Origin of the sequence: Leclercia sp. UBA5076 (assembly GCF_002416465.1) — a bacterium.
In the GTDB taxonomy this organism is placed as follows: domain Bacteria; phylum Pseudomonadota; class Gammaproteobacteria; order Enterobacterales; family Enterobacteriaceae; genus Enterobacter.
The window spans coordinates 186,252-208,278 of sequence record NZ_DIAO01000003.1 but is presented as its reverse complement, the minus strand read 5'-3'; the positions used below and the strand labels follow the sequence as shown (position 1 = coordinate 208,278).

General features: G+C 56.2%; 19 protein-coding genes and 1 pseudogene. 13 read left to right on the top strand and 7 right to left on the bottom strand.

Annotated elements, in window-relative coordinates; genetic code table 11:
• Positions 1 to 2: 2 nt before the first annotated feature.
• Together thrC and B3X29_RS02630 are read left to right on the top strand one after the other, a co-directional pair.
• On the top strand, positions 3 to 1,289 hold the full coding sequence (gene thrC, locus B3X29_RS02635) for a threonine synthase (protein WP_103178197.1): 1,287 nt from the start codon (positions 3 to 5) through the stop codon (positions 1,287 to 1,289).
• Between the two features lie 291 nt (positions 1,290 to 1,580).
• Entirely contained in the window at positions 1,581 to 1,868 is a 288-nt protein-coding gene (locus B3X29_RS02630) for a DUF2502 domain-containing protein (protein WP_103178198.1), read from the top strand.
• Positions 1,869 to 1,898: 30 nt separating this feature from the next.
• On the opposite strand, the gene yaaA is transcribed toward B3X29_RS02630, so the two are convergent.
• Positions 1,899 to 2,672: a peroxide stress protein YaaA gene (gene yaaA, locus B3X29_RS02625; protein WP_103178199.1), complete on the bottom strand. Its 774-nt coding sequence runs from the start codon at positions 2,670 to 2,672 to the stop codon at positions 1,899 to 1,901.
• Between the two features lie 66 nt (positions 2,673 to 2,738).
• Complete coding sequence (locus B3X29_RS02620; protein WP_103178200.1) at positions 2,739 to 4,169, bottom strand: alanine/glycine:cation symporter family protein; 1,431 nt, start codon at positions 4,167 to 4,169, stop codon at positions 2,739 to 2,741.
• Positions 4,170 to 4,430: 261 nt separating this feature from the next.
• On the opposite strand from B3X29_RS02620, the gene tal reads away from it, so the two are divergent.
• The 3 genes from tal (at position 4,431) to B3X29_RS02605 (ending at position 7,496) form a co-directional block, all read left to right on the top strand.
• Positions 4,431 to 5,384, top strand: a complete 954-nt coding sequence (tal, locus tag B3X29_RS02615; RefSeq protein WP_103178201.1) for a transaldolase — start codon at positions 4,431 to 4,433, stop codon at positions 5,382 to 5,384.
• Positions 5,385 to 5,495: 111 nt separating this feature from the next.
• A complete protein-coding gene (gene mog / locus B3X29_RS02610; RefSeq protein ID WP_103178202.1) occupies positions 5,496 to 6,083 on the top strand; it encodes a molybdopterin adenylyltransferase in 588 nt (195 codons plus the stop codon).
• A gap of 123 nt (positions 6,084 to 6,206) precedes the next feature.
• Positions 6,207 to 7,496: an MFS transporter gene (locus B3X29_RS02605; protein WP_159340006.1), complete on the top strand. Its 1,290-nt coding sequence runs from the start codon at positions 6,207 to 6,209 to the stop codon at positions 7,494 to 7,496.
• A gap of 27 nt (positions 7,497 to 7,523) precedes the next feature.
• Here B3X29_RS02605 and B3X29_RS02600 read toward each other — a convergent pair whose 3' ends face one another.
• The 4 genes from B3X29_RS02600 to satP all read right to left on the bottom strand — a co-directional run bounded on the left by B3X29_RS02600 (position 7,524) and on the right by satP (position 11,343).
• Positions 7,524 to 8,660, bottom strand: coding sequence for an ABC transporter substrate-binding protein (locus B3X29_RS02600; protein ID WP_159340005.1), 1,137 nt, complete (start codon positions 8,658 to 8,660; stop codon positions 7,524 to 7,526).
• Positions 8,661 to 8,677: 17 nt separating this feature from the next.
• The gene (locus tag B3X29_RS02595; RefSeq protein WP_103178205.1) at positions 8,678 to 9,454 is read right to left on the bottom strand and encodes an ABC transporter ATP-binding protein; all 777 of its coding nucleotides are present in this window, start codon (positions 9,452 to 9,454) and stop codon (positions 8,678 to 8,680) included.
• Positions 9,451 to 10,524, bottom strand: coding sequence for a FecCD family ABC transporter permease (locus B3X29_RS02590; protein ID WP_103178206.1), 1,074 nt, complete (start codon positions 10,522 to 10,524; stop codon positions 9,451 to 9,453). The genes B3X29_RS02595 and B3X29_RS02590 overlap by 4 nt, the downstream gene beginning before the upstream one ends.
• A 249-nt stretch (positions 10,525 to 10,773) precedes the next feature.
• A complete protein-coding gene (gene satP / locus B3X29_RS02585; RefSeq protein ID WP_103178207.1) occupies positions 10,774 to 11,343 on the bottom strand; it encodes an acetate uptake transporter in 570 nt (189 codons plus the stop codon).
• Positions 11,344 to 11,639: 296 nt separating this feature from the next.
• On the opposite strand from satP, the gene dnaK reads away from it, so the two are divergent.
• The 4 genes from dnaK to nhaR all read left to right on the top strand — a co-directional run bounded on the left by dnaK (position 11,640) and on the right by nhaR (position 17,086).
• Positions 11,640 to 13,559, top strand: a complete 1,920-nt coding sequence (dnaK, locus tag B3X29_RS02580) for a molecular chaperone DnaK (RefSeq protein ID WP_103178208.1) — start codon at positions 11,640 to 11,642, stop codon at positions 13,557 to 13,559.
• Positions 13,560 to 13,645: 86 nt separating this feature from the next.
• On the top strand, positions 13,646 to 14,779 hold the full coding sequence (gene dnaJ / locus B3X29_RS02575) for a molecular chaperone DnaJ (RefSeq protein ID WP_290503312.1): 1,134 nt from the start codon (positions 13,646 to 13,648) through the stop codon (positions 14,777 to 14,779).
• 172 nt (positions 14,780 to 14,951) lie between these two features.
• On the top strand, positions 14,952 to 16,127 hold the full coding sequence (nhaA, locus tag B3X29_RS02570) for a Na+/H+ antiporter NhaA (protein WP_159340004.1): 1,176 nt from the start codon (positions 14,952 to 14,954) through the stop codon (positions 16,125 to 16,127).
• Between the two features lie 59 nt (positions 16,128 to 16,186).
• Positions 16,187 to 17,086, top strand: coding sequence for a transcriptional activator NhaR (gene nhaR, locus B3X29_RS02565; protein ID WP_103178211.1), 900 nt, complete (start codon positions 16,187 to 16,189; stop codon positions 17,084 to 17,086).
• Positions 17,087 to 17,145: 59 nt separating this feature from the next.
• On the opposite strand, the gene rpsT is transcribed toward nhaR, so the two are convergent.
• Positions 17,146 to 17,409, bottom strand: a complete 264-nt coding sequence (rpsT, locus tag B3X29_RS02560) for a 30S ribosomal protein S20 (protein ID WP_008502037.1) — start codon at positions 17,407 to 17,409, stop codon at positions 17,146 to 17,148.
• Between the two features lie 154 nt (positions 17,410 to 17,563).
• On the opposite strand from rpsT, the pseudogene B3X29_RS02555 reads away from it, so the two are divergent.
• From B3X29_RS02555 to lspA, 4 genes and pseudogenes are all read left to right on the top strand, one after another.
• Positions 17,564 to 17,731, top strand: a pseudogene (locus B3X29_RS02555) (DUF2575 domain-containing protein).
• A 7-nt stretch (positions 17,732 to 17,738) separates the two neighbouring features.
• Positions 17,739 to 18,677, top strand: a complete 939-nt coding sequence (gene ribF / locus B3X29_RS02550) for a bifunctional riboflavin kinase/FAD synthetase (protein WP_103823205.1) — start codon at positions 17,739 to 17,741, stop codon at positions 18,675 to 18,677.
• A gap of 33 nt (positions 18,678 to 18,710) precedes the next feature.
• The gene (gene ileS, locus B3X29_RS02545; protein ID WP_290503305.1) at positions 18,711 to 21,527 is read left to right on the top strand and encodes an isoleucine--tRNA ligase; all 2,817 of its coding nucleotides are present in this window, start codon (positions 18,711 to 18,713) and stop codon (positions 21,525 to 21,527) included.
• Positions 21,527 to 22,027, top strand: a complete 501-nt coding sequence (gene lspA, locus B3X29_RS02540; RefSeq protein ID WP_290503304.1) for a signal peptidase II — start codon at positions 21,527 to 21,529, stop codon at positions 22,025 to 22,027. The genes ileS and lspA overlap by 1 nt, the downstream gene beginning before the upstream one ends.

Below are 22,027 nucleotides of genomic sequence, written 5' to 3'. Positions count from 1 at the left end.
CGATGAAACTCTACAATCTTAAAGATCATAACGAGCAGGTAAGCTTTGCACAGGCAGTAACGCAGGGGCTGGGCAAAAACCAGGGGCTGTTCTTCCCGCACGATCTGCCGGAATTCGGTTTGACCGAAATTGACGAGATGCTGAAGCAGGATTTCGTCACCCGCAGCACCAAAATTCTCTCGGCGTTTATCGGCGACGAGATCCCACCAGAGCTGCTCGAAGAGCGCGTTCGTGCGGCCTTTGCCTTCCCGGCACCGGTAAGCCAGGTCGAGCCGGATGTCGGCTGCCTTGAGCTGTTCCACGGTCCGACGCTGGCGTTTAAAGATTTTGGCGGCCGCTTTATGGCGCAGATGCTGACTCACATCAGCGGCGATAAGCCAGTAACCATCCTGACGGCTACCTCTGGCGATACCGGGGCGGCGGTCGCGCATGCCTTCTACGGCCTGAAAAACGTCCGCGTCGTGATCCTCTACCCGCAGGGTAAAATCAGCCCGCTGCAGGAAAAACTCTTCTGTACGCTCGGCGGCAACATTGAAACCGTCGCTATCGACGGGGATTTCGATGCCTGTCAGGCGCTGGTTAAGCAGGCCTTCGATGATGAAGAGCTGAAAGTGGCGCTGGGTCTGAACTCTGCCAACTCCATCAACATCAGCCGCCTGCTGGCGCAGATCTGCTATTACTTCGAAGCGGTGGCGCAACTGCCGCAGGAAGCGCGTAATCAGCTGGTGATCTCGGTGCCGAGCGGCAACTTTGGCGATCTGACAGCCGGCCTGCTGGCGAAGTCTCTGGGCCTGCCGGTGAAACGCTTTATCGCGGCCACCAACGCCAACGACACCGTTCCCCGCTTCCTGAAAGAGGGCAAGTGGACGCCAAATGCGACGCAGGCCACCCTGTCTAACGCGATGGATGTGTCACAGCCTAATAACTGGCCGCGTGTGGAGGAGCTGTTCCGCCGTAAAATCTGGCGTCTGAATGAGCTGGGCTACGCTGCGGTGACTGACGAAACCACCAAAGAGACAATGCGTGAGCTGAAGCAGCTGGGCTACGTCTCTGAACCGCATGCCGCGGTGGCGTATCGCGCCCTGCGCGATCAGCTGAACCCGGGCGAGTACGGCCTGTTCCTCGGCACCGCGCACCCGGCGAAGTTCAAAGAGAGCGTGGACGCGATCCTGGGCGATTCCCTGCCGCTGCCGAAAGAGCTGGCCGAACGTGCCGATCTGCCGCTGCTGTCGCACAACCTGCCGGCCGATTTTGCGGCGCTGCGTAAGTTGATGATGACGCGCGGGTGATTGTTTGTTGCCGGGTGGCGCTTCGCTTACCCGGCCTACACGAGCTCGAATTGTAGGCCCGCCAGGCACAGCGCCGCCGGGCATCAGGCCGCACAATCCAGCCGGGGACGCCTCTGCGTTACCCGGCTTTTTTATGGAGAAATTAAGGAGAGAAATAGCAGGGAAAAAGTAGAAATTCCCAATAAATGCGGATACTTACAGAATAGGATTGCAGAGAATAACATCCTACCTATCCCTCACGTAATCTCCTTACATCGGCCCACAACGGGCAGGATGAATAAGGAGTAACCTATGTCGAAACTGAAACCTGTGCTGATCGCGCTTTCTCTGATGCTGGTGGCTCCGATGGCGGCTCAGGCCTCTGAAATCACTCTGGTACCGGCGGTCAAACTGCAAATTGGCGATCGGGATAATCGTGGACACTACTGGGATGGCGGTCACTGGCGCGACCATGACTGGTGGAAATCTCACTACGAGTGGCGGGATAACCGCTGGCATCCGCATGGCGAGCATCACGATAATCGCCATCACGATCGCCATGATGACCACCGTCCGGGACCGGGCTGGAAGCATCACTAAGATTTCCCCGCCGGGCGGCGGGGAAGGTGATTACTGCTCGTGACGCTTAAACACCAGCTCACCTTTCCCTGACGCTTCCTCATCAAAGAAATAGCCTTCGCTGTCGAATGCTTTCAGCTGCTCTGGCTGGGTCAGACGGTTTTCAATGATGTAGCGGCTCATCAACCCGCGGGCTTTTTTGGCGTAGAAGCTGATGACTTTGAATTTGCCATTCTTCTCGTCCAGGAAGACCGGCTTGACGATCTCCGCGTTCAGCTTTTTCGGTTTGACCGCTTTGTAGTACTCATCTGATGCCAGGTTAATGATAACGTTATCACCCTGGGCCGCCAGCGCCGCGTTCAGCGTGTCGGTGATGGTCTCTCCCCAGAACTGATAGAGATCTTTCCCTCTCGCGTTTTCCAGGCGGATCCCCATCTCCAGGCGGTAAGGCTGCATCAGATCCAGCGGGCGCAACACCCCGTACAGGCCGGAGAGCATGCGCAAATGCTGCTGGGCAAAATCAAAATCCGCTTCGCTAAAGGTTTCTGCCTGCAGGCCGGTATAAACATCGCCTTTAAAGGCCAGAATCGCCTGACGCGCGTTGAATGGGGTGAAATCGGGCTGCCAGTCGTGAAAACGGGTGGCATTCAGATCCGCCAGCTTGTCGCTGATGCTCATCAGGGTCGCAATTTGCGGAGCCGAAAGCTTACGCGCCTCGCGGATCAGCTGTTGCGAGTGATCCAGCAGTTCCGGCTGGGTATAGCGCTCGGTGGCAAGCGGGCTCTGGTAGTCGAGCGTTTTGGCAGGTGAAATCAGAATCAGCATATCCAGTCCTTGCAGAAGAATGAGTGCGACTTTAGCAAAAAAAACGCCCTGGGTGATCGATGGCTGTTATTGACGCGGCAAATCATCCCAGGCGCCGGGGGCGAGCTGTGCTTCAATCTCGGGATAACGCGAGACATCAAAGACCGGCTGGACACCCAGCTTGCGCTGACGCAGATAGTCCCGGGCAATCAGGGTCACCACCGGGGAGAGCAGCAGGATAGCCGTCAGGTTGGCGATGGCCATCAGGGCCATGATGATATCCGCCAGCTGCCAGACCGTCGGCAGGCTTAACAGCGATCCGAGCAGCACCATCAGCACAACGCCGCCCCGTAATACCCAGCGCGATCGCCGGGCATCGGGATGCAGAAAGATCAGGTTATTTTCGGCATAGATGTAATTCACCACGATGGAGCTGAACGCGAACAGGATGAGGATAAACCCGACGAATCCCGCTCCCCAGCCCCCGGTCAGGTTTATCAGGGCCTGTTGCAGCAGCTGTATGCCTGCGGTATCTGCTGGCAGATCCATAGGCCCTGCCAGCAGCACAATCATGGCGCTGGCGGTACCGATAATGATGGTATCGACGAAGACGCCGATCATCTGCACCAGTCCCTGAGAGGCCGGGTGAGGGGGACAGGAGGCGGCGGCTGCGGCGGCATTCGGGGTTGAACCCATGCCCGCTTCGTTGGAAAACATGCCGCGCTGGAAACCTGCCGTCAGGGCCTGGCTCAGGGTGTAGCCCAGCGCCCCGGCGGCCGCTTCGCGCCAGCCAAAGGCGCTTTTGACGATCAGGCTGAAGACGGCGGGTAACTGTCCGGCATGCCAGACGCAAATGACCAGGCTGCTCATGACCCACAGCAGCGCCATCGTCGGCACCATCCACTGCATCAGCCGGGCGACGCCTTTGATGCCGGTGACGATCGCCAGCAGCGTGAACGCGGCCAGCATGCCGCCGGTGATGATTTCCGGGCAGTCGAAGGCGAAGCGCAGCGCATGGGCCACCGAGTGGGCCTCGACGGTGTTAAAAATAAGACCGTAGGCGACGAGCAAAAAGAGTGAAAAGAGCACGCCCATCCAGCGCATGCCGAGGCCCCGGGCCATGTACCAGGCCGGGCCACCGCGAAATTGCCCCTGTTTATCCGCTTCCTTATAAAGCTGCGCCAGCGAGCACTCTGCGAAGGAGGTCGCCATGCCGATAATGGCGGTCATCCACATCCAGAATATCGCCCCCGGGCCGCCAGCGGAGATGGCCAGCGCGACTCCGGCCAGGTTACCGCTACCGAGCCGGGCCGCCAGGCTGGTACAGAGCGCCTGGAATGAGGTTAAGCCTCCCGGCTGGGGGCTCAGGCTATTTTTCAGATTAATGCGCAGTTGAGGAAGGGAGCTAAATTGAATAAACCCGCTGCGAACAGTGAACCAAAGACCTGCCGCAAAAAGCAGGTATATCATCACCGAACCCCACAGAATTTCATTAATAAACGACAGATAATCAGGCACTAACGTCCCTCGTGTTGATGCCAAAGTGCATAGGTAATCGCTTCGAGCGATTGAACAAACAGTGAATGGGTAATCTGTTAATTTGCTGAGTTTATCACAGTATCTTTCAGCGCATTGTCTGCGGTTGCGCTGACCTTCCGTCGTGTTATCATCAGGGCAGACCGGTTACATCCCCCTAACAAGTAAACCTGTCATTTTTCCGTTTCTGGCATCTTGCTGGTAACGCGAATTATCCAGGGCAAGTTAAAGAGAAACACTATCATGACGGATAAATTAACCTCCCTTCGTCAGTTCACGACTGTTGTCGCTGACACCGGAGATATCGCGGCAATGAAGTTGTACCAGCCGCAGGATGCCACAACGAACCCTTCTCTGATCCTTAACGCTGCACAGATCCCTGAATACCGTAAACTGATCGACGATGCCGTTGCCTGGGCGAAAAGCCAGAGCAGCGATCGCGCACAGCAGGTAGTGGATGCTACCGACAAACTGGCAGTGAACATCGGTCTGGAGATCCTGAAACTGGTTCCGGGCCGCATCTCCACTGAAGTGGATGCGCGTCTCTCTTACGACACCGAAGCGTCCATCGCGAAAGCCAAACGCCTGATCAAGCTGTACAACGATGCGGGTATCAGCAACGACCGTATCCTGATCAAACTGGCTTCCACCTGGCAGGGCATTCGCGCTGCAGAGCAGCTGGAAAAAGAGGGCATCAACTGTAACCTGACCCTGCTGTTCTCCTTCGCGCAGGCGCGTGCGTGTGCAGAAGCGGGTGTCTACCTGATCTCGCCATTCGTGGGCCGTATTCTGGACTGGTACAAAGCCAACACCGATAAGAAAGAGTACGCGGCAGCGGAAGATCCGGGTGTGGTTTCCGTTACCGAGATCTACGAGTACTACAAACAGCACGGTTATGAAACCGTGGTGATGGGCGCAAGCTTCCGTAACGTGGGCGAGATCCTGGAACTGGCTGGCTGTGACCGTCTGACCATCGCCCCTGCGCTGTTGAAAGAGCTGGCAGAAAGCGAAGGCGCAATCGAGCGTAAGCTGAGCTTCAGCGGTGAAGTGAAAGCCCGTCCAGAGCGCATCACTGAATCTGAGTTCCTGTGGCAGCACAACCAGGATCCAATGGCGGTAGACAAACTGGCGGACGGTATCCGTAAGTTTGCCATCGACCAGGAAAAACTGGAAAAAATGATCGGCGACCTGCTGTAATCATTCCAGCGTGACCGGGCTCCCGGTCACGCTACCTTTCTCATACCCTGTCTGAATCGCCTTCCTGCGTGTATCATTCCCCTCAATCTGTATTGTTTGAATGGAATGGATATGAATACCTTACGCATTGGCTTAGTTTCCGTCTCAGATCGCGCCTCCAGCGGTGTCTATGAAGATAAAGGCATCCCCGCGCTGGAAGCCTGGCTGGCGTCTGCCCTGACTACGCCGTTTGAAGTACAAACCCGTCTGATCCCCGACGAGCAGGCCGTGATTGAGCAAACCCTGTGTGAACTGGTGGATGAAATGAGCTGTCACCTGGTGCTGACAACCGGCGGTACCGGTCCGGCACGACGCGATGTGACCCCGGACGCAACGCTTGCCGTCGCCGACCGTGAAATGCCGGGCTTTGGCGAACAGATGCGCCAGATTAGCCTACACTTTGTGCCAACGGCCATCCTGTCACGCCAGGTCGGTGTGATCCGCAAGCAGGCGTTGATTCTCAATCTCCCGGGCCAGCCAAAGTCGATTAAAGAGACGCTGGAAGGCGTTAAAGAGGCTGACGGCAAAGTGGTGGTGGCGGGAATCTTTGCAAGTGTACCGTATTGTGTACAGCTTCTGGAAGGACCTTACGTCGAAACCGATCCGCAGGTAGTAGCAGCTTTTCGTCCTAAAAGCGCGAGACGTGAAACAATATCCTGAAATTAACCAGAATGTGACATAAGCTGTAACGGCAGTAGCGTGCTGATTGATTTACGGTATAGTAATTTTTTCTTTACGATAGCTGTAAATATTACTCAACAATTCAGCCCAGAATGGTTCGCTATGTCACATTACAACCGGCCCCTCAATCGACAGGATTATAAAACCCTCACGCTTGCCGCACTCGGCGGCGCGCTGGAGTTTTATGACTTCATCATTTTCGTCTTCTTCGCCGCTGTCGTCGGGGAGCTGTTCTTCCCGGCTGATATTCCCGAATGGCTGCGTCAGGTTCAGACCTTTGGCATTTTTGCCGCCGGTTATCTGGCGCGCCCGCTGGGCGGCATCGTGATGGCCCACTTCGGCGATCTGGTCGGGCGCAAGAAGATGTTCACCCTCAGCATCCTGCTGATGGCGGTACCTACCCTGGCGATTGGCCTGCTGCCTACCTATGCCTCCATGGGCATTCTCGCGCCGGTCCTGCTGCTGCTGATGCGTATTCTGCAGGGGGCGGCGATCGGCGGTGAAGTACCAGGGGCATGGGTATTTGTGGCGGAACATGTTCCGGCCCGGCGGATCGGCATTGCCTGCGGCACACTGACCGCAGGACTGACCGTCGGCATTCTGCTGGGCTCGGTGGTGGCGACGCTGGTAAATACCAGCATGACCCAACAGGCGGTACACGACTGGGGCTGGCGTATTCCATTCCTGCTGGGCGGCGCGTTTGGTCTGGTCGCCATGTATCTGCGCCGCTGGCTGCAGGAGACACCGGTATTCCTTGAGATGCAGCAGCGTAAGACGCTGGCGCAGGAGCTGCCGGTGAAAGCGGTGGTGGTGCGGCACAGAAAGGCGGTGGTGGTGTCAATGCTGCTCACCTGGCTGCTCTCGGCGGGTATCGTGGTGGTGATTTTGATGTCGCCGGTCTGGCTGCAAAAACAGTATGGCTTTGCGCCGGCGGTGACGCTGCAGGCTAACAGCATCGCCACCATCATGCTCTGCTTTGGCTGCCTGATTGCCGGGCTGGCGGTGGATCGTATCGGCTCCAGCCTGACCTTTTTTATTGGCAGCCTGCTGCTGGCCGGGTCGAGCTGGGCGTTTTACCATCTTGCGGGTAGCCATCCTGAACAGCTGTTCCTGCTGTATGGCACCGTGGGGCTTTGCGTAGGTGTGGTGGGGGCTGTGCCGTATGTGATGGTCCGCGCCTTCCCGCCTGAGGTGCGCTTCACCGGTATTTCATTCTCCTATAACGTCTCGTACGCCATCTTCGGCGGCCTGACGCCGGTTGCCGTAACCCTGCTGATGGGGATATCGCCGATGGCGCCCGCCTGGTATGTGCTGGCGCTCTCGTTGATGGGACTGGCGCTGGGGATCTGGCTGCGCCAGAAACCGGTGGAAGTACCGGTCCTCGCGGGATAGCAAAATGCCGGGCTGGGCCCGGCATTTTTATGAGTGCGAAGGGGTGTAGCTCAGGATGATGTTCTCATCCGGGATATGGGTGAAGTCAGCGATAATCGCGTGGTAATCCGCCTGTGGATCCATGTCGTTAAAGAGTGCTGGATAGAAAATTTTACTCAACGCCTCGATGGCGACGATGTTGTATGGGTTGTTATAGAAGTGGTGATACAGCGCCCCGGTATGACCCTGCGCCACCGCCGGAATAGCGGCAACCCCCTGACGCGCCACAAGCGCATTGAACGCTGCGGTGACCTTCTCTGCCGGGACGTTATAGCCAAACGGGATAATGGCCGAGCCTTTGCCCGGACGCTTAGAGCCGGTCATCAGGTAGTAGTCCGGGTTGAGGGAGATGATTTTTTCCACCGAAACATTCCCGCTCGCCCCAGGCAGCAGCTGTGAGCCTATGTTGGTGCCACCCGCCGCTTCAACCAGTCCCCCCCAGCCGTTACGCGCATGGGTAAAACAGCAGCCATTATCCAGCCCGCCAACACCGGCGATCGGTTCGATAAAGACCAGCGGTTTTTTGCTGACGGTCGCCAGACGCTGGTGGATTTTATCCAGACGCTGTTGATAGAAATCGATGTAGGCTTGCGCGCGTTCGGTCTGACCCAGCACCTGGCCCAACAGGGCGATACTCGGCAGGGTATTCTTTACCGGATGCAGCTCGTAATCCACGAAGAGGACCGGAATGTGCAGGGCCTCGAGCTTCGTCAGTACGCCAGATTGCACCAGCGACGGTTTAGCGCGAAGCTGGGCGATCATCAGGTCCGGCTGGCGGGAGAGCACCGTTTCGAGATCGACATTGCCCTGGTCGGAAAACTTCATGTCGAGGATCTTCTCCGCTTCTGGCCATTTCCGCTTCAGCACGTTCCAGGTTTCGGTATCCTGCTTTTTCGGCAGATTGTTCCACGCCACCACCCTGGCGAACGGGTTCTCGCGCACCAACAGCGCCAGCGCGAAGATGTCCCGCCCGTCCTGCAAAATGATGCGCTGCGGTTCGTGTTCCACCGTCACCGTGCGGTTATCCATATCCTTGACCGTCACGGGCCAGCTTTGCGCCTGGGCGATAAGCGGGGTAATGAAGAGGACCAGCCCCCCGGCGGCTGCGATGAGTTTTTTTAGCATCCTGTTTTCCATCTCTTTTAGGGTGTTAATCCGTCGACCACCACATGGGGCAGCCTGCGGGAACAGTATTCGACTCGTCCCTCCACGCCATATACCGTCGCCAGATTAGCAGGGGTAACAACCTCTCCCGGCAGGCCGCTGGCAATCAGTTCGCCGCCTTTCAGCATCAGGGCATAGTTAGCGTGGCGCAGGGCAATGTTGATGTCGTGGATCACCACGACAGTGACGATGTTGCGCAGCCGCGTTTCGCGGGCGACGATATCCATCACATGGAACTGATAGTTGAGGTCGAGGGCACTCAGGGGCTCGTCCAGCAACAGCAAATCGGGCTGGCGGATCAGGGACTGAGCGAGGCCAATCAACTGCTTTTGCCCGCCGGAGAGCCGGTCGAGAAAACGCATCGCCAGATGAGCAACACCCAGTTTTTCAAGGATGGCGTACGCCTCCTGTTCAACATTTTGCGTATCGACGCTGCCGCTGGCCCGACGGGCGACAATCACCGATTCCAGCGCATGCAGGTGCACACCCTGAGGCAGGGATTGCGGGAGATAAACCACCTTCTGCGCCCGCGTTGCCGAGGGCAGCATCATCAGATCCTCGCCATTCAGCCGTAACTCGCCCTGCGCAGGATTCAGGTCCGCCAGGGCGCGCAGCAGGGTCGATTTACCGGAGCCGTTCGGCCCCAGCAGGGCGGTGATCTCGCCGCGGGGGAGCAGGGGCGTGGTGAGCCCGCTGATGATCTTTGTCTTGCGATAGCCGGTGTGCAGTTCCCGGACGCGAAGGCCGTCGGTCATACGTTCCCCCGGTTGCGAATAATGATGCTCAGGAAGAACGGCACGCCCACCAGCGAGGTGACAATCCCTACAGGAATAATGACGCCGGGAACGATGTTCTTGGAAAAAACGGAGGCCAGCGAAAGCACCAGGGCGCCAACCAGCATGCTGCCGGGGAGATAAAAACGGTGATCCTCGCCAAACATCATGCGGGAGATATGCGGCGCCACCAGGCCTATAAAACCCACTGGCCCGACAAAGGCGACCGTCAGCGACGAGATAATACTGATGCGTAAGAGCGTCGCCAGACGCAGCTTTTTTACGTTAATGCCGAAGCTGACGGCACGATCTTCGCCCAGACGCAGCGCCGTGAGTTTCCATGCATTTTTCAGCGACAGCGGCACGATAATCAGCAGGGCTACGGCCAGGATCGCCAGCTTATCCCATGAGGCTCTTGCCAGGCTGCCCATCGTCCAGAATACCAGTCCCTGCAGCGTATCTTCGCTGGCGACAAACTGCAGGATGGAGATTAGCGCGTTAAAGGTAAAGACCAGCGCGATACCGAATAACACCACGCCGGAGGTGGCCACGCGGGTCCAGCGGCTGATGCCATCCAGAATAAAGCAGGCCAGCAGGGCAAAGATAAAGGCGTTTGCCGGAATAAACCACTTATCGTCAATGCCGGGAACGCCCAGCCCGAGCACTATCGCCAGCGCGGCACCGAAGGAGGCGGCAGACGACACGCCCAGCGTAAATGGACTGGCGAGCGGGTTATTCAGGATGGTTTGCATCTCTGCCCCGGCAAGCCCCAGGGCCATGCCAACGGCGACAGCCATCAGCGCGAACGGCAGCCGCAGTTCCCAGACGATAACGCGCGTGCCGGCATCGACAGAAGCGGCATCCATTAAGGTGTGCCAGAGCGTGGAAACGGAGATGCCCGACGGGCCGAGGATAAAATCGAGGATCAGGGAGCAGATAATGAAGAAGAGCAGTACGCCTGCCAGAGTAAAACGCCTGACCAGGACTTTACGGTAATGCGACGCGATAATGGCTTCGCCAGTTTGCTCGCGAGCGGCAAGGCTGGAGTTCATCAGATAACCCTATGCAACACAAAAGAATCATTTATCCCCTGCGCGTTCCATTTTGGCGGCCGTCTGATATCCATTATCCGGGATGCCCGGGCAACACTATTCGCAATGATAATGCTTATCAATTGAATATGAGGATTATTGCCGTTCTGTTTACGTATCGTTTCTGAAGCGGGCAAAAAACAAGCAGATTAGAAGGGGAAGGTGTAACCGGAGAGGGGAGTCGTGCCCGCGGAGCGGGCACGAAGGGGATCAGTGTTTTTCACCAATCGGCAGAACGGTGCGACCGAACTGCTCGTTCAGGACTTCACCCATTGCCAGGTAGATGGCGCTGGCACCGCAGACCAGGCCAACCCAGCCCGCCACGTGGATAATGGCTTCGCCGTTATCCACCAGGTGACCCACTGCCAGCAGGGCGAACAGCACGGTCAGGCTCAGGAAGACGAACTGCAGCGCGCGGTTACCCACCAGCGTGCCGAAGAACATGAACAGCGTGAAGACGCCCCACAGGCCCAGATAGACACCCAGGAACGGCGTATTAGCCGCATCGGTCAGGCCCATTTTCGGCATCAGCAGAATGGCGACCAGGGTCAGCCAGAATGAACCGTAAGAGGTAAATGCGGTTAAACCGAAGGTATTGCCTTTCTTATATTCCAGCAGGCCCGCGAAGATCTGTGCGATACCGCCATAAAAAATGCCCATCGCCAGGATAATGCCATCCATCGGGAACATCCCGATATTATGCAGGTTCAGCAGAATGGTGGTCATGCCAAAACCCATCAGGCCCAGCGGAGCCGGATTAGCCAACTTAGTGTTGCCCATAAGTCCTCAAAAAAATCATCATTAATATGGTGAAATAGTGGTTCCCACGCCAATACTCCCTGGCGGGGCGCGGCATCATAATGGGCGCCATCGATGCCGTCTATGATCTAATCAGGGTGAAATTAAAAAATTTTTTATCCGTCCCCCTTGATGGATGCCGTTGCGACCCCATCTTGTAGTCAACCGCAGTGTGTGGACCTGAAAAAATTCAAATCTGGGCAGTTGAAAAAGCACCTTTTGCCCTTATTACAGGTACACAACCACATGTTGACCGAATTTATAGTGGAGACGTTTAGATGGGTAAAATTATTGGTATCGACCTGGGTACTACCAACTCTTGTGTAGCGATTATGGACGGCACAACTGCACGTGTGCTGGAGAATGCCGAGGGCGATCGCACCACGCCTTCTATCATTGCCTATACCCAGGATGGTGAAACTCTGGTTGGTCAGCCGGCTAAACGTCAGGCAGTGACAAACCCGCAAAACACGCTGTTTGCGATTAAGCGCCTGATTGGCCGTCGCTTCCAGGACGAAGAAGTTCAGCGTGATGAAGCCATCATGCCTTACAAAATCATCGGCGCTGAAAACGGCGACGCCTGGATTGATGTTAAAGGCCAGAAAATGGCACCGCCGCAGATCTCTGCTGAAGTGCTGAAAAAAATGAAGAAAACGGCGGAAGATTACCTGGGTGAGCCGGTAACTGAAGCGGTTATCACCGTACCAGCCTACTTCAACGATGCACAGCGTCAGGCGACCAAAGACGCGGGCCGTATCGCGGGCCTGGAAGTCAAACGTATCATCAACGAACCAACCGCAGCGGCACTGGCTTACGGTCTGGATAAAGAAGTTGGCAACCGCACCATCGCGGTATACGACCTTGGTGGTGGTACTTTCGATATCTCTATTATCGAAATCGACGAAGTTGACGGCGAAAAAACCTTCGAAGTACTGGCAACCAACGGTGATACCCACCTGGGTGGTGAAGACTTCGACAGCCGTATGATCAACTACCTCGTTGACGAATTTAAGAAAGATCAGGGCATTGACCTGCGTAACGATCCGCTGGCGATGCAGCGCCTGAAAGAAGCCGCAGAAAAAGCGAAAATCGAGCTCTCTTCTGCGCAGCAGACCGACGTGAACCTGCCGTACATCACTGCAGACGCCACCGGTCCAAAACACATGAACATCAAAGTGACTCGCGCGAAACTGGAAAGCCTGGTAGAAGACCTGGTTAACCGTTCCATCGAGCCGCTGAAAGTTGCGCTGCAGGATGCGGGCCTGTCCGTATCTGAAATCCAGGACGTTATCCTGGTAGGTGGTCAGACTCGTATGCCAATGGTTCAGAAGAAAGTCGCTGAATTCTTTGGTAAAGAGCCGCGTAAAGACGTTAACCCGGACGAAGCCGTTGCTATCGGTGCTGCTGTTCAGGGCGGCGTACTGACCGGTGATGTTAAAGACGTACTGCTGCTGGACGTTACCCCGCTGTCTCTGGGTATCGAAACCATGGGCGGTGTGATGACTCCGCTGATCGCCAAAAACACCACCATCCCGACCAAGCACAGCCAGGTGTTCTCTACCGCTGAAGACAACCAGTCTGCGGTAACCATCCATGTGCTGCAGGGTGAGCGTAAACGTGCCGCAGATAACAAAGATCTGGGCCAGTTTAACCTCGACGGTATCAGCCCGGCGCCGCGCGGTATGCCTCAGATCGAAGTCACCTTCGACATCGATGCTGACGGTATCCTGCACGTTTCCGCGAAGGACAAAAACAGCGGTAAAGAGCAGAAGATCACCATCAAGGCCTCTTCTGGTCTGAACGAAGAAGAGATCCAGAAAATGGTTCGCGAAGCAGAAGCGAATGCCGAGTCTGACCGTAAGTTCGAAGAGCTGGTTCAGACCCGCAACCAGGGTGACCATCTGCTGCACAGCACCCGTAAGCAGGTTGAAGAAGCGGGCGATAAACTGCCTGCTGACGACAAAACGGCTATCGAGTCTGCACTGAGCGCGCTGGAAACTTCCCTGAAAGGTGAAGACAAAGCCGATATCGAAGCGAAAATGCAGGCACTGGCGCAGGTTTCCGAGAAGCTGATGGAGATCGCACAGCAGCAGCACGCACAGCAGCAGGCTGGCGCAGGCGCTGACGCTTCTGCGAACAACGCGAAAGATGACGATGTTGTCGACGCAGAGTTTGAAGAAGTGAAAGACAAAAAATAATCGCCCTTTGAACGGGTAATACACTGGCACGGGCGAAGAGGTTTCCTCTCCGCCCGTGCACGCATGTTAGGGGCAGATAAAACAAGATGGCAAAGCAAGACTATTACGAGATTTTAGGCGTTTCCAAAACAGCGGAAGAGCGTGAAATCAAAAAGGCGTACAAGCGCCTGGCCATGAAATATCACCCGGACCGCAACCAGGGTGACAAAGAGGCCGAAGCCAAATTTAAAGAGATCAAAGAAGCCTACGAAGTCCTGACCGATGCGCAGAAACGTGCGGCTTACGATCAGTACGGTCATGCCGCGTTTGAACAGGGCGGTATGGGCGGCGGCGGATTTGGCGGCGGCGGCGCAGATTTCAGCGATATCTTTGGTGACGTGTTCGGCGATATCTTCGGCGGCGGCCGCGGTCGCCAGCGTGCAGCCCGTGGCGCAGACCTGCGTTACAACATGGAGCTGACGCTGGAAGAGGCGGTCCGTGGCGTGACGAAAGAGATCCGCATCCCGACGCTGGAAGAGTGTGACGTTTGCCACGGCAGCGGGGCGAAGGTGGGCACCAAGCCGCAGACCTGTCCAACCTGTCATGGCTCCGGTCAGGTGCAGATGCGTCAGGGCTTCTTCGCGGTGCAGCAGAGCTGTCCGCACTGTCAGGGTCGCGGTACGCTGATCAAGGATCCCTGCAACAAATGTCACGGTCACGGTCGCGTCGAGAAGACCAAAACCCTCTCCGTTAAAATCCCGGCGGGCGTGGATACCGGCGATCGTATTCGTCTCTCTGGCGAAGGCGAAGCAGGCGAGCATGGCGCACCGGCAGGCGATCTGTACGTTCAGGTACAGGTGAAGCAGCACGCGATTTTTGAACGTGAAGGTAACAACCTGTACTGCGAAGTGCCGATCAACTTTGCGATGGCGGCGATGGGCGGTGAGATTGAAGTGCCAACGCTGGACGGTCGTGTAAACCTGAAAGTGCCTAGCGAAACCCAGACCGGCAAGCTGTTCCGTATGCGCGGCAAAGGGGTGAAATCCGTCCGTGGCGGCGCGCAGGGCGACCTGCTTTGCCGCGTGGTGGTAGAAACCCCGGTTGGCCTGAACGAAAAACAGAAGCAACTGCTGAGAGAATTGCAGGATAGCTTTGGTGGCCCAACAGGTGAAAACAACAGCCCGCGCTCCAAAAGCTTCTTTGATGGCGTGAAAAAATTCTTTGACGATTTGACTCGCTAATGCTGAGCTAACGTTGTCCCCGAAGCCCGGAAGCGATTCCGGGCTTTTTTATCCCTGAAGTAATCAGATCGAAAAAACTGAGTCTATAGTTAACATTAACCTGCTTTTGCCGATGAATATCCGTGCGTATGATGGTTTTAACGAAGGATTGTCGTAAAAAGAGAGAGTAATAGTGAAACTTTTGAATCGTTTTTTCCGCAATGAGGCCTCTGGAGGCATCATACTCATGCTGGCTGCAGCCATCGCTATGCTGCTGGCAAACCTGGGCCCAACCCGCGGCCTGTATCACGCTTTTCTGGAAACACCCGTTGAGTTACGTGTCGGCGTGCTGGAAATCAACAAGAACATGCTGCTGTGGATCAACGATGCACTGATGGCGGTCTTTTTCCTGCTGGTGGGGCTGGAGGTCAAGCGTGAGCTGGTCCAGGGCTCCCTGGCAAGCCGTCAGCGCGCGGCGTTTCCGGTGATTGCCGCCATCGGCGGGATGGTGGTTCCGGCCCTCATCTTTCTGGCTTTTAACTATCAGGATCCCATTGCCCGGGATGGCTGGGCGATCCCGGCAGCAACGGACATAGCCTTTGCGTTGGGCGTTCTCGCGCTGTTAGGTAATCGCGTGCCGATGGAGTTAAAAATCTTCCTGATGGCCCTGGCGATCATCGATGACCTGGGCGCAATCGTCATTATTGCCCTGTTCTATACCAGCGAGCTGTCGGTGCTGTCGCTGGCGGTTGCGGCGGCGGCCATCGCGGTACTGGCGCTGCTCAATATCTGCAATGTCCGTCGTATTGGTATCTATCTCCTGGTGGGTATGGTGCTGTGGACGGCTGTACTGAAATCGGGCGTGCATGCCACTCTGGCCGGCGTGATTATCGGTTTCTTCGTGCCGCTGAAGGCGCAAGAGGGTGAATCGCCGGCGAAGCAGCTCGAGCACGTGCTGCATCCGTGGGTCGCCTTTATGATCCTGCCGCTCTTCGCCTTCGCAAACGCGGGTGTTTCCCTTGAGGGCGTCACGCTGGATGGATTGATGTCGATGCTGCCGCTGGGGATCATCGCCGGGCTGTTTATCGGTAAGCCGCTGGGGATTGGCCTCTTCTGCTGGATGGCGCTGAAACTGAAGCTTGCCACCCTGCCGCACGGAACCACCTGCCGGCAGATCATGGCCGTCGGCGTGCTGTGCGGGATCGGCTTTACTATGTCGATCTTTATCTCAACACTGGCGTTTGGCGCGAATGCCCCTGAGCTTATCATCTGGGCTAAGCTGGCTATCTTAACCGGATCGCTGTTGGCTGCGTTTGTAGGTTATATGTTGCTGAAGACGAAATTGCCCTCGCAGGCGCATCCGGCGTAACGGGACTCCGGGAGGGACAGGCAGCCCTCCCGTTAACACAATCAGGGAGCGAGGATCATATGTCTCATCTTAACTACAACCATCTTTACTACTTCTGGCATGTCTACAAAGAGGGGTCGGTTGTCGGCGCTGCAGAGGCGCTCTACCTGACGCCGCAGACGATTACCGGGCAGATAAAAGCGCTGGAGGAGCGCCTGCAGGGCAAGCTCTTCAAGCGTAAGGGGCGCGGTATTGAGCCAAGCGAACTGGGTGAACTGGTGTTTCGCTACGCCGACAAAATGTTCACCCTGAGCCAGGAGATGCTCGATATTGTGAATTACCGTAAGGAGTCGAACCTGCTTTTTGATGTGGGCATTGCAGATGCGCTGTCAAAGCGGCTGGTCAGCGGGGTGCTGGATGCGGCAGTCGTGAAGGATGAGCAGATCCACCTGCGCTGTTTTGAATCGACGCACGAGATGCTGCTGGAGCAGCTGAGCCAGCATAAGCTGGATATGATTATCTCTGACTGCCCCATCGACTCCACGCAGCAGGAAGGCCTTTTTTCGGTGAAGATTGGCGAATGCGGCGTCAGCTTCTGGTGCAGCAATCCGCCGCCAGAAAAACCGTTCCCCGCCTGTCTGGAAGAGCGCCGTTTACTGGTTCCCGGGCGTCGTTCGATGCTGGGACGCAAGCTGCTGAACTGGTTTAACTCCCAGGGGCTGAACGTTGAAATTCTGGGTGAGTTTGACGATGCCGCATTGATGAAAGCGTTCGGGGAAGCGCATAACGCCATTTTTGTCGCCCCGACGCTCTATGCGCAGGATCTCTATGCGGATGAGAAGATTACCGAGATAGGCCGGGTGGACAACGTGATGGAAGAGTATCACGCCATTTTTGCCGAAAGGATGATCCAGCATCCGGCGGTGCAGCGTATCTGTAATCAGGATTACGCTGCGCTGTTTACGCCACCGGTACTCTGAAGGCATAAAAAAACCCGCATTAAGCGGGTTCTTTTAAAACAAGCAACAACAAATAGCGATTAAGCCAGTTTGTTGATCTGCGCGGTCAGGTTAGCCTTATGACGCGCTGCTTTGTTTTTGTGGATCAGACCTTTAGCAGCCTGACGATCCACGATTGGTTGCATTTCGTTAAATGCGTTCTGCGCAGCAGCTTTGTCGCCAGCTTCGATAGCTGCGTATACTTTCTTGATGAAAGTACGCATCATAGAGCGACGGCTTGCATTGTGCTTACGAGCCTTTTCAGACTGGATAGCACGTTTCTTAGCTGATTTGATATTAGCCAAGGTCCAACTCCCAAATATGATCTATGTGGACAATTCAAAGGCCGAGGAATATGCCCTCTATACCTTCTTTTGTCAATGGATTTGTGCAAATAAGCGCCGTTAATGTGGCGACGCTACGTTACGTAGTGATGGCGCAGGATTCTACCAGCTTGTCGTGTCTGAATACAGCTTTTCGGCACAAAAAACGTTATCTGCCGACAGTTTTTTTCGCTCTGAAAGGTCAGCATGATGAAATCATTACAGCTTTCTGTTTTGCGGCAACAATCGCCGGTTAACCTTAACCGCTGTACAAGGTATACTCTGGCGATTTTCACTGTTTTGAGCCAGTCATGAAGCTGATACGCGGCATACATAATCTCAGTCAGGCCCCGCACGGGTGTGTGCTGACTATTGGTAATTTCGACGGCGTGCATCGTGGGCATCAGGTGCTGTTGCAGGGATTGCGTGAAGAGGGACGGGCACGGGGTCTGCCGGTCGTCGTAATGATTTTTGAACCGCAGCCGCTGGAGCTCTTCGCCAGCGAAAAGGCGCCTGCGCGACTGACCCGTCTGCGTGAAAAATTACGCTATCTGGCGCAGTGTGGCGTGGACTATGTCCTGTGCGTCCGGTTCGACCGACGCTTTGCCGCCCTGACGGCACAAAATTTTGTTGGCGACCTGCTGGTCGATCGCCTCGGGGTACAGTTTTTGGCGGTGGGTGATGATTTCCGCTTTGGCGCTGGTCGTCAGGGGGATTTCTTGCTATTACAGAAGGCTGGTCTGGAGTATGGCTTTGACGTCACCAGCACCCAGACCTTTTGCGAAGGCGGCGTGCGCATCAGCAGCACGGCGGTTCGCCAGGCTCTAGCCGATGACGATCTGGATACCGCCGCAAAACTGCTCGGACGCCCGTTCTCCATTTCCGGACGCGTCGTGCACGGCGATGAACTGGGTCGCACCATTGGTTTCCCTACGGCGAATGTACCGCTGCGCCGTCAGGTTTCCCCGGTTAAAGGGGTTTATGCGGTAGAAGTGACGGGGCTGGGTGATAAGCCTTTACCGGGTGTTGCCAATATTGGTACCCGTCCGACAGTTGCTGGCGTGCGCCAGCAGCTCGAAGTGCATTTGCTGGACGTTGTAATGGACCTCTACGGTCGCCATATAGATGTAATCCTGCGTAAAAAAATACGCAATGAGCAGCGATTCGCCTCGCTTGATGAGCTGAAAGCGCAAATCGCGAGAGATGAATTAACAGCCCGCGAAATATTTGGGCTATCGAACCCGGCTTAATGCCTGAGATATAAATACGGAACCGAGAATCTGATGAGTGACTATAAATCAACCCTGAATTTGCCGGAAACAGGGTTCCCGATGCGCGGCGATCTCGCCAAGCGCGAACCGGGAATGCTGGCGCGTTGGACCGATGATGACCTGTACGGCATCATCCGTGCAGCCAAAAAAGGTAAAAAAACTTTCATTCTGCATGATGGCCCTCCCTATGCGAATGGCAGCATTCATATTGGTCACTCTGTAAACAAGATTCTGAAAGACATTATCGTTAAGTCTAAAGGCTTAATGGGCTATGACTCGCCTTACGTTCCAGGCTGGGACTGCCACGGTCTGCCGATCGAGCTGAAAGTGGAGCAGGAGTTTGGCAAGCCGGGCGAGAAGTTCACCGCTGCTGAATTCCGTGCTAAATGCCGCGAATATGCCGCCACGCAGGTGGATGGTCAGCGTAAAGACTTTATCCGTCTGGGCGTACTGGGCGACTGGTCGCATCCGTACCTGACCATGGACTTCAAAACCGAAGCCAACATCATCCGTGCGCTGGGTAAAATCATCGGCAACGGCCACCTGCATAAAGGTGCTAAGCCGGTGCACTGGTGTGTGGACTGCCGCTCTGCGCTGGCAGAGGCAGAGGTTGAGTATTACGACAAAACCTCTCCGTCCATCGACGTAGCCTTTGAAGGCGTCGATCAGGATGCGCTGCAGGGCAAATTTGGTCTGCCGGGCGTCAACGGCCCAATCTCGCTGGTCATCTGGACCACCACGCCGTGGACCCTACCTGCCAACCGCGCGATCTCCCTCTCTGCGGAGTTCGAATATGCGCTGGTACAGGTTGAAGGCCGCGCGCTGATTCTGGCGAAAGATCTGGTTGAGAGCGTGCTGAAGCGCGCGAATATCACCGACTATAAGGTACTCGGCACCGTGAAGGGCGCTGAGCTGGAGCTGATGCGCTTTAAGCATCCGTTCCTCGATTTCGATGTTCCGGCGATCCTGGGCGAGCACGTTACCCTGGAAGCGGGTACCGGTGCGGTACATACCGCCGGTGGCCACGGCCCGGACGACTACAACATCAGCCTGCAGTACGGTCTGGAAATCGCTAACCCGGTTGGCCCGGATGGCGCGTACCTGCCTGGCACATACCCGACGCTGGACGGTGTTAACGTCTTTAAAGCCAACGATATCATCGTCAACATGCTGCGCGACAACGGCTCGCTGCTGCACGTTGAAAAAATGCAGCACAGCTATCCATGCTGCTGGCGTCACAAAACGCCGATCATCTTCCGTGCGACCCCGCAGTGGTTTGTGAGCATGGATCAGAAAGGGCTGCGCGCGCAGTCATTGAAAGAGATCAAAGGCGTGCAGTGGATCCCGGACTGGGGCCAGGCGCGTATCGAGTCCATGGTGGCGAACCGTCCTGACTGGTGTATCTCCCGTCAGCGTACCTGGGGCGTACCGATGTCTCTGTTCGTGCATAAAGAGACGCAGGAGCTGCACCCGCGCACGCTGGAGCTGATGGAAGAAGTGGCTAAGCGCGTTGAAGTGGACGGCATTCAGGCGTGGTGCGATCTCGATTCCCGCGACATCCTGGGCGCAGATGCGGATAGCTACGAGAAGGTGCCGGATACGCTGGACGTCTGGTTCGACTCCGGATCTACCCACGCCTCCGTGGTTGACGTGCGTCCTGAGTTTGCCGGTCACGCTGCCGACATGTATCTGGAAGGTTCTGACCAACACCGCGGCTGGTTCATGTCATCCCTGATGATCTCCACCGCCATGAAGGGCAAAGCGCCTTACCGTCAGGTACTGACCCACGGTTTCACCGTCGATGGCCAGGGCCGCAAGATGTCTAAATCTATCGGTAACACCGTTTCTCCGCAGGACGTGATGAACAAGCTGGGCGCGGATATTCTGCGTCTCTGGGTGGCATCTACCGACTACACCGGCGAAATGGCGGTTTCTGACGAGATCCTGAAGCGTGCTGCCGACAGCTATCGTCGTATCCGTAACACCGCGCGTTTCCTGCTGGCGAACCTGAATGGTTTCGATCCGGCAAAAGATATGGTGAAACCGGAAGAGATGGTGGTGCTGGATCGCTGGGCGGTAGGCTGTGCCCAGGCGGCGCAGGAAGATATCGTCAAGGCGTACGACTCCTACGACTTCCACGAAGTAGTGCAGCGCCTGATGCGCTTCTGCTCCATCGAGATGGGCTCGTTCTATCTCGACATCATCAAAGACCGTCAGTACACCGCCAAAGCGGACAGCGTGGCGCGTCGTAGCTGCCAGACTGCGCTGTACCACATCGCGGAAGCGCTGGTGCGCTGGATGGCGCCGATCATGTCCTTCACCGCAGATGAGATCTGGGGCTACCTGCCAGGCGACCGTGAGAAGTATGTCTTCACCGGCGAGTGGTATGAAGGTCTGTTTGGTCTGGGCGAAACCGAAGCCATGAACGATGCCTTCTGGGACGAGCTGCTGAAAGTGCGCGGCGAAGTGAACAAAGTCATCGAGCAGGCGCGTACCGACAAGAAAGTGGGCGGCTCTCTGGAAGCGGCAGTAACCCTGTTCGCTGAACCAGAGCTGGCGGCGAAGCTGACTGCGCTGGGTGATGAATTACGATTTGTCCTGTTGACCTCCGGTGCAAAAGTTGCGGATTATGCCGATGCGAGCGCTGATGCCCAGCAGAGCGAACTGCTCAAAGGGCTGAAAGTGGCGCTGGCAAAAGCCGACGGCGAGAAGTGCCCGCGCTGCTGGCACTACACGACCGATGTCGGTCAGGTGGCGGAACACGCAGAGATCTGCGGACGCTGTGTCAACAACGTCGCCGGTGATGGCGAAAAACGTAAGTTTGCCTGATGAGTAAATCATTCTCTTCAACAGGGCTGCGCTGGCTGTGGCTGGTGGTGGTCGTGCTGATTATTGATTTGGGCAGCAAGTACCTGATCCTCCAGAACTTTGCTCTGGGGGATACGGTTCCGCTGTTCCCGTCGCTTAATCTGCACTATGCGCGTAACTATGGCGCAGCGTTTAGCTTCCTTGCGGACAGCGGCGGCTGGCAGCGCTGGTTCTTTGCCGGTATCGCCCTCGGTATCTGCGTGGTACTGGCCGTGCTGATGTACCGTTCGAAAGCCACGCAACAGCTGAACAACATCGCCTACGCGCTGATCATTGGCGGCGCGCTGGGTAACCTGTTCGACCGTCTGTGGCACGGCTTTGTGGTCGACATGATCGACTTCTACGTCGGCAACTGGCACTTCGCCACCTTCAATCTGGCCGATACGGCGATTTGTATCGGTGCGGCGCTGATTGTGCTGGAAGGCTTCTTGCCGAAGCCCGCAGCGAAAGAGCAGGCGTAA